9 protein-coding genes and 1 tRNA gene are annotated in these 7,254 nt (G+C 68.9%); 6 read left to right on the plus strand and 4 right to left on the minus strand.

Annotated elements, in window-relative coordinates:
- Positions 1-358 precede the first annotated feature (358 nt).
- Positions 359-907 (plus strand): DUF4232 domain-containing protein, encoded by a 549-nt coding sequence (locus ABZ471_RS05320; protein ID WP_359062620.1) that lies wholly within the window; start codon positions 359-361, stop codon positions 905-907.
- Positions 908-1,021: 114 nt separating this feature from the next.
- Here the strand turns inward: ABZ471_RS05320 and ABZ471_RS05325 are convergent.
- Positions 1,022-1,095, minus strand: a tRNA-Gly gene (locus tag ABZ471_RS05325).
- Positions 1,096-1,625: 530 nt separating this feature from the next.
- Here ABZ471_RS05325 and dcd point away from each other — a divergent pair.
- Together dcd and ABZ471_RS05335 are read left to right on the plus strand one after the other, a co-directional pair.
- Entirely contained in the window at positions 1,626-2,201 is a 576-nt protein-coding gene (dcd, locus tag ABZ471_RS05330; protein ID WP_359062622.1) for a dCTP deaminase, read from the plus strand.
- Between the two features lie 13 nt (positions 2,202-2,214).
- Positions 2,215-2,712, plus strand: a complete 498-nt coding sequence (locus ABZ471_RS05335) for a phosphoribosyltransferase (RefSeq protein WP_031172497.1) — start codon at positions 2,215-2,217, stop codon at positions 2,710-2,712.
- Between the two features lie 80 nt (positions 2,713-2,792).
- Here ABZ471_RS05335 and ABZ471_RS05340 read toward each other — a convergent pair whose 3' ends face one another.
- Positions 2,793-3,884 carry a YIP1 family protein gene (locus tag ABZ471_RS05340; protein ID WP_359062625.1) on the minus strand — a complete coding sequence of 364 codons (1,092 nt, stop codon included), beginning with the start codon at positions 3,882-3,884 and terminating at the stop codon, positions 2,793-2,795.
- Positions 3,885-3,955: 71 nt separating this feature from the next.
- Positions 3,956-5,368 carry an FG-GAP and VCBS repeat-containing protein gene (locus ABZ471_RS05345; RefSeq protein ID WP_359062627.1) on the minus strand — a complete coding sequence of 471 codons (1,413 nt, stop codon included), beginning with the start codon at positions 5,366-5,368 and terminating at the stop codon, positions 3,956-3,958.
- A gap of 254 nt (positions 5,369-5,622) precedes the next feature.
- Between ABZ471_RS05345 and ABZ471_RS05350 the strand changes: the two genes are divergently transcribed.
- On the plus strand, positions 5,623-5,946 hold the full coding sequence (locus tag ABZ471_RS05350) for an antibiotic biosynthesis monooxygenase (RefSeq protein ID WP_359062629.1): 324 nt from the start codon (positions 5,623-5,625) through the stop codon (positions 5,944-5,946).
- Between the two features lie 33 nt (positions 5,947-5,979).
- Here the strand turns inward: ABZ471_RS05350 and ABZ471_RS05355 are convergent, their stop codons facing one another.
- Complete coding sequence (locus ABZ471_RS05355) at positions 5,980-6,234, minus strand: winged helix-turn-helix domain-containing protein (protein ID WP_359062631.1); 255 nt, start codon at positions 6,232-6,234, stop codon at positions 5,980-5,982.
- A gap of 163 nt (positions 6,235-6,397) precedes the next feature.
- Here ABZ471_RS05355 and ABZ471_RS05360 point away from each other — a divergent pair, with 163 nt between their 5' ends.
- Complete coding sequence (locus tag ABZ471_RS05360) at positions 6,398-6,580, plus strand: hypothetical protein (RefSeq protein WP_359062633.1); 183 nt, start codon at positions 6,398-6,400, stop codon at positions 6,578-6,580.
- Positions 6,581-6,677: 97 nt separating this feature from the next.
- Positions 6,678-6,956 (plus strand): hypothetical protein, encoded by a 279-nt coding sequence (locus ABZ471_RS05365; protein ID WP_359062635.1) that lies wholly within the window; start codon positions 6,678-6,680, stop codon positions 6,954-6,956.
- Positions 6,957-7,254: the final 298 nt, after the last annotated feature.

The following is a 7,254-nucleotide window of genomic DNA, read 5'->3' on the forward strand; positions in this document are numbered from 1 at the left end:
GTTCGTGTGTGCCCGTTTCGCCGGAGCCGGCGCTCTCGTCAGCCGCCCCCACAGTCCTCCATTCCATTCGGCATCCCAGGAAGGCCACGTTTCTGCAGTTCAGAGCTGGTGTGAGCATTCCAGCATCCCGAAACTCCCGAGGGGAATGGCGGACGGAACGCCGCAGAGCACAGGCTTGGGTCATCCGAACGCGGCGTCTCGGCGGACACGGTGATCGGACCCGCTCAACTCCGCCTTCAGGGCCCGCACTTCCGGCGTTCCCGCGCACACCACACGCGGCACGACCCAGACAAGCCCGACCGGCACAGCCCACAAATAGAAGACCATCTTCCTGATATTCAGAGAAAGCAGACCACTCATGCGTATCGCCACTCGTTTCGCCTCCCGCGCGGCCGCCTCCTCCATGGTTGTCGCCGCCGCCCTCACGCTCGTCGGCTTCCAGGCCACCGAGCAGATCGCCTCCGCCGCCACCAAGAAGGCCCCCTCGGTCGTCACCTGCACCACGGCGAACACCAAGCTGACCGTCACCGAGGTGTCCCGCCCGATCAACCACCTGCTGCTCAAGGCCACCAACACCGGCACCAAGCCCTGCTACGCCTACATCGCCCCCTATCTGAGGGCCGGCGCCGACGCCCAGGCCCCGCTGCCGTGGGCCGAGGAGACCACGCCGCAGGCCGTGGTGACGCTCAAGCCCGGCCAGTCCGCGTACGCGGGCATCACGACGTCCACCCCCGACGGCGAAGGCGGAGCCAAGGAGAAGACCTTGGGCGTGTTCTTCGCCGACAGGGAGGGCGACGCGATCAACAAGGAAGAGACCCTGAAGCTGCCGAACGGCGGTGTCTTCTTCAACAGCGCTGCCACCGTCACCTACTGGCAGGACAACGCGAAGGACGCCCTCTCCTGGTAGCCGCCCTGGCGCCCGCCGCCGGTCCACCTCGCCGGTGACGGCGACGACACAGCGGGCCCCCGAATTGGACTAGACAACAAACAAACCCCAGGCCACCGACCTGGGGTTTCACATTGGAGCGGGTGACGAGAATCGAACTCGCGCTCTCAGCTTGGGAAGCTGATGTTCTACCATTAAACTACACCCGCGTAAGACGGACGGACCGGACCCGTGGGGGTGTCCGAACGCTCGCTCACTGTACCTCATCGCAGACCCCCGGTGCTCGGACCGCGGGGTCCAGGTGCGTTGGGGCTGTGTCGGGGAGGTGGGATCCCCGTGCGGGGGAGGCGAGTTGGGGCGTACCGTGGAGGCGTGGGGGAGGGTCCGGGTGGGGCCGGAGTGCCGCCTGGAGAGTCGTCTCTTTGATCCCGTAATGTGGCTTTTGTCGTCAGGGCAGTAAGCCGGACGCGGCTCTTGGGGAAGGGACTTGAGGGACTTGATGGAACGCACCGTCGTTCGCTGTGCGGACGGGCACGTGTTCAGCGCCGCTTCGTTCCCGATGCAGCGGGCCGAGCGGCTCGGCCCCGGTCGGCTCGTGAGGTGTCCGCGGTGTGCCCGGCTCCGCAGTGTGGTGCCGGTCGCTCTGCAGAAGCGGTAGCCGGTCGGTCGGAGCAGTGCCGGAGGCGCGCGGAGCCGTCACGATTGTCACGGCTCCGCGCGCCTTGCGTATCCTCGGGACGTGCTTCTCTCAGACAAGGACATCCGGGCCGAGATCGACGCCGGGCGGGTGCGCATCGATCCCTACGACGAATCCATGGTGCAGCCGTCGAGCATCGACGTGCGTCTCGACCGTTTCTTCCGGGTGTTCGAGAATCACCGGTACCCCCACATCGACCCCGCGATCGAGCAGGCCGATCTGACGCGGCTCGTCGAGCCCGAGGGTGATGAGCCGTTCATCCTGCACCCCGGGGAGTTCGTGCTGGCCAGCACGTACGAGGTCATCAGCCTCCCTGACGATCTTGCTTCGCGGCTCGAGGGCAAGAGTTCCCTCGGGCGGCTGGGGCTCGTCACGCACTCCACCGCCGGCTTCATCGACCCGGGGTTCAGCGGCCACGTGACCCTGGAGCTGTCCAACCTCGCCACCCTGCCGATCAAGCTCTGGCCCGGAATGAAGATCGGCCAGCTGTGCATGTTCCGGCTGACCTCGCCCGCCCAGTTCCCGTACGGGAGCGAGCGCTACGGCTCCCGCTACCAGGGACAGCGCGGGCCGACCGCCTCGCGGTCCTTCATGAACTTCCATCGGACCCAGGTGTGAGGACGACCACCACATGAGCGACGTGCGGGAGAATCTGACCTACGAGCGGTTCGGTGGCGCCATTCGCGAGCTGGCGCAGACCATCGCCGATGACGGGTACGAGCCGGACATCGTGCTCAGCATCGCGCGTGGGGGCGTGTTCGTCGCCGGTGGGCTCGCCTACGCCCTCGACTGCAAGAACATTCATCTCGTGAACGTCGAGTTCTACACGGGTGTCGGGACGACGCTCGAGATGCCCGTCATGCTCGCGCCCGTCCCGAACGTGATCGACTTCTCCGACAAGAAGGTGCTCATCACCGACGACGTCGCGGACACCGGCAAGACGCTCAAGCTCGTGCGCGACTTCTGCCTGGACACGGTCGCCGAGGTGCGCTCCGCCGTGATCTATGAGAAGTCCCACTCCCTCGTGAAGTGCGAGTACGTCTGGAAGCGCACCGACGAGTGGATCAACTTCCCGTGGAGCGTCGAGCCGCCCGTGGTGAAGCGTGCCGGACAGGTCCTCGACGCCTAGTCCAGCAGCAGGAGCAGCAGGAGAAGGGCCCCCGGCGCAGTGCCGGGGGCCCTTCTCGTGCCAGACGGGTCTGGGTGGGCCTAGAACGTGCCCAGCTTCACTATCGACAGCAGCGCGATCAGCTGGATCGCCGACGCGCCCAGCGCCTTCGGCCAGGGCAGGTCGTGGGAGCGGGAGACCATCAGGGTCAGCAGCGCGCCCGCGCCGATCCAGGTGGCCCAGCCGAGCAGCTGGACGAAGCCGGCGTCGCCGCCGAAGAACATGGCGAAGACCAGGCGGGGGGCGTCCGTGAGGGACGTGATCAGCATGGACAGGCCGACCGTGGGCTGCCAGGCGCCGTCACCGCCGAGCTGGCGGGCCAGGGTGTGGGTGACCACACCCAGGATGAACGCGCTCAGGACCATCGCGACCGCCGTGACCAGGACGATCGGGATCGCGTTGGAGAGCGTCGCGCTGATCGCGTCCTGGCGGGCGCCGTCGAAGCCGAAGACGGCGAGCAGGCCGTAGAGGAAGGTGACGATCAGGGCCGGGACCCACATCGTGTAGTCCCGCATGCGCAGGAAGGTCTGGTTGGGGGAGAAGATGATCCCCTTCAGCAGTTCCTTCCAGTGCAGCGGCGGCCCGATCGGGCCGGACGGGGCGGCCGAGCCGGCGTGGTAGGTCGCGCCCTGGGTGTAGCCGGAGGCCTCGTCGATCGAGAACGCCTGGGTGTGGCCCGGATTGTTGGCCGCGTACGGGTCCTGGGCGCCCGGCCCGCCGCCCGGGCCGTGGTTCGGGTAGCCGTCGTCGCCGAAGTACTCCGGGCCGTCGTCGGCCGCGCCCTGGTAGCCGTACGGCTGTCCTTGCTGCGGATACGACGGCTGCTGCGGGTGCGAGGGCTGTGGGTACGACGGCTGCGGCGCCGACGGGTAGCCGTACGACGGGCCTCCGGGCCGCGCCCCGGGCCGCGCCCCGGGCCGGGCCCCGGGCTGTCCCTGCCCGCGTCCCTGTCCGTGCCCCTGCCCGTGTCCGTACGACGGTCCCTGCGGAGCCTGTTGTCCCTGGGGGGTGCGGTTGTCCCGGCCCCCGCGTCCGATCCTGAATCCAGCCACGTCATCGAACGTACCTGGTCCCGGAGAATGACGTGCCGGGCCCGGGTGCCCGGGCCCGGCTTTGCGGCCGACCTGTGACATCCCCTAAGGGATCGTCAGGGGATGCACCAGGGATTCCCCGGTGTCGTCGGCTCCGGGTTCATCGGCTCGGCTCAGTCGGCGAAGACGGCGCCGAACTGGGGCGTGCCGCTCGTCGAGACACCCACGGTGCTCGCGCCGAAGGCACGCGAACCGCTCGTGGTGATCTTCGTGCCGTTGGACGGCAGGTAGGTGATCGCGCCGTCGCCGCCGTTCTCGTACGAACCCACGACCAGGTCGGCCCTGCCGTCGCCGGTGACGTCGTCCAGCTTGACGTCGGCGCCGAACAGGTCGGCCTTCTCGTCGTTGTCGGGGACGCCCGCGGTGCTCTGGGCGAACCACTGGGTGCCGGAGGTGGTGTTCACGCCCTGGGCGGAGCCGTACAGGACGGTGACCATGCCGGTGTTGGCGATGCTGCCCATGTCCTCGTTCGGGGTGCTGACGACCAGGTCCTGGTAGCCGTCGCCGTTGATGTCACCGAGGTCGAGGTCCCAGCCGAAGCCGTCGCCCTTCTCCGAGTTGCCGGGCACGTTGCCGGTGTCCTGGGTGATGCCCTTGGTGGTGGCGGGCCCGGAGGCGGAGCCGTAGGTGATGTTCACCTTCCCGCCCTTGGCGGAGTCCGGGATGGTCCGGCCGTCGCCGGTCCTGTCGTCCCAGGAGGCACCGGTGACGATGTCGCCGAAGCCGTCGTCGTTGAGGTCGCCGATCCCGGTGACGATGCCGGTCTTGAGGGCCTTGGCGGAGGCGGCGCTCAGACCGTTCGCGGTGCCGGGCAGCCAGTAGTTGGTGTTCCAGTGGGACGACGTCCGCGTCTCGAAGCCGTCCACGACGAGGTCGGTGCGGCCGTCGCCGTTCACGTCGCCCGCGGTCAGGTTCATCGGGCCGTACGGGTAGTCGTTGGTGCCCGACTGGATCGGCGGCTTGACGGTGGTGCGGCTGCCCGGGGTGCCGGCGCTGCTGAAGCCGCCCTTGTAGAGGTAGAGGGTGGCGGCGGAGCTGCCGACGACCAGGTCGGCCCTGCCGTCGCCGTCGAAGTCGCCGGCGGCCATGCTCCGGCCCCAGAAGTCGTGCGAGCCGACGGCCGGGTCGGGCACGTCGACGCCCTTGCCGGTCAGACCGTTCGGGGAGCCCCACAGAAGGGCGACGGCGCCGCCGTCGACGTCGTTGCCGACCTTCTCGTGCGGGGAGGCGACGGCGAGGTCGTCGTAGCCGTCGCCGTTGAAGTCGGCGTACGCGAGGCGGTAGCCGAACTCGTCGCCCGCCTCGGCGGTGCCGGGGACGCCGGTGCTGTTCTGGCTGAGGGTGGTGCGCTTGGCGGAGGAGACGCCGGTCTTCGTACCGTAGAGGACGACGACCTGGCCGGCGTCCTTGTGGCCGCTGACGTAGGCGGTGGAGGCCGAGGCGGGCGAGGCGGCGAACGTGAGCAGACCGCCCGTCAGCGCGGCCGCGGTGGCCGTCGCGAGGGCGAGTCGGCGGTGCGTGTGCATGCTGGTTCTCCTGCGGCATGCGGGGACGCCTGGCGGGGCGTCCACAGACGATGGGGTGCGGACCGTCCGAGTTCGTCGGGGAGTTGTCCCCCGGGGCGCGGAGCGGCCGGCGATCAGGAGACCAGTGACGGGGTGTAGGGGTTGTACGTGCGTTCGGTAAAGCTTTGATGTTGCTGTGACGGGTGTGACTCGGCCGGGGATCGCTCCGCGGCGTCGGTCGTCGCCCTGCCGCCCGGGTGGGCCAGGATGGTGCCATGAGCGTAGTGAAGATCAACGTGCTGATCGTGCCGACCGAGCAGCGGGAGACACTGGAGAAGCGGTTCGCTTCGCGGGCCCACGCCGTGGAGAACTCCGACGGGTTCGAGTGGTTCGAGCTGCTGCGGCCCGTCGAGGGCACCGACCAGTACCTCGTGTACACGCGGTGGCGGGACGAGGAGTCGTTCCAGGCGTGGATGGAGGGGCCGATGAAGGCCGCGCACCAGGGTGGCGGGGAGGGTGAGCGGCCCCGGCCGGCGGCCTCGGGATCGACCCTGTGGTCCTTCGACGTGGTGCAGCAGGCGGGGCCGAAGGAGGCGTAGCCGAAGAGCCGAGCGCCCCGTCGCCGGACGGCCTTATGCGGGCGGTGCGGCTTCTTCGGCGGGGCGCTTGGCCACGAAGGAGCCGAGGCCGGGTTCCGTGTAGATGAGCCCCTCCTTGCGCAGGTTCTGGAGGACCTTCTGGGCCGTCGCTGTCGCGATTCCGAACTCGGCGATGATCTGCATGACAGACGGCACCCTTGTGCGTGGCGGGTACGTCCCGTCCGCGATCCGGCCACGGATGATTTCGGCGACCTGCCGCCAGCGTGGAATGTCTGGTACGAACTGCATCACCACACCACCATGCCCGCACTGGGTACATCAGTGCGAACCTGCGATCCCTGATAGGCCTAGTACACCATACCTCACTGCCCCTACAGTGAGGCAACGAGAGACCCCCGCGACGGGTGGAGCCGTCCGGGGGCGTGGCCATCAGCTGAAAGGAACTGATGACGTGACCGACCTTATCCGTCGCTTTGCCGCCTGGGTGGGCCTCCTGCTCTTCCCGCCCGGACAGGAACGCGTGCCGTACCCCGCCCCCGTCGCCGACCCCCTGCCGCTTCCGTGCCACCGCAGCCCCTACGGGCTCGACACGCCTCTCGACGCCACCGCCGTCAGGGCCGTACGGCCGTCGTGACCGCTCATGAACAGGGGGAGTGGCGCCGGGAGTTGGCGTCGAAGGCACTGGGGCAGGATGTGCCCGTTCCGTACTGGATCCATGGGCTGGAGGTCACGTGAGTCAGCCGCCGCGCCTGCTGCCCTGGACAGGTTCCGGGGGTAAGCCCTGCTATCTGATCACCGACGACGGCGACGGTCCGCTCTCTCGACTGGCCGACACCACGGAGTCCGTTCAGCTCGGCATGGGCGGCCAACTCCTCGTCCACGCGCGGGAGATCCTGCCGGACACTCCTGTGGGCGACCTCCGCTTTCTTGCCGAGTGCCTGACCCAGGCCCTCGACGACGCCCTCCGCGTCGCGGAGAGCCGGGGCCGGCGGCTGGAGCAGCTGAACTGAGCCGGGCCGGTCGGTGACCGTGGGGCGCGTCGCCCTCCGGGCCACCCTCGACGCGCCTCGCTCCAGTACGGGAGAGAAGCGATCGGGTGGCCCGGCTGTGTACGTGCCGCCGGGGTCGCCGGCGGCCACACCATCCCCAGGGTCAGGTTCGCCTCGTAACTGTCACCAGCTCGATTTCTTCGAGTGTTCCGACTTCTTCGGCTGGGCGGGCTTGGTCGGGTGCTCGGGGTAGGCGGGCTTCTCCGGGTGGGCGGGCTTGGTCGGGTGCTCGGGGTAGGCGGGCTTCTCCGGGTGGGCG

It is taken from the genome of Streptomyces sp. NPDC005728 (genome assembly GCF_040630895.1).
In the GTDB taxonomy this organism is placed as follows: Bacteria; Actinomycetota; Actinomycetes; order Streptomycetales; family Streptomycetaceae; genus Streptomyces.

What these genes read in the sequence shown, in the direction of transcription:
- ABZ471_RS05320 (WP_359062620.1), top strand. Translation starts at nt 359, where the DNA reads ATGCGTATCGCCACTCGTTTCGCCTCCCGCGCGGCCGCCTCCTCCATG.
- ABZ471_RS05335 (WP_031172497.1), top strand. Translation starts at nt 2,215, where the DNA reads ATGAGCGACGTGCGGGAGAATCTGACCTACGAGCGGTTCGGTGGCGCC.
- ABZ471_RS05340 (WP_359062625.1), bottom strand. Translation starts at nt 3,884, where the DNA reads ATGTCACAGGTCGGCCGCAAAGCCGGGCCCGGGCACCCGGGCCCGGCA.
- ABZ471_RS05345 (WP_359062627.1), bottom strand. Translation starts at nt 5,368, where the DNA reads ATGCACACGCACCGCCGACTCGCCCTCGCGACGGCCACCGCGGCCGCG.
- ABZ471_RS05350 (WP_359062629.1), top strand. Translation starts at nt 5,623, where the DNA reads ATGAGCGTAGTGAAGATCAACGTGCTGATCGTGCCGACCGAGCAGCGG.
- ABZ471_RS05355 (WP_359062631.1), bottom strand. Translation starts at nt 6,234, where the DNA reads ATGCAGTTCGTACCAGACATTCCACGCTGGCGGCAGGTCGCCGAAATC.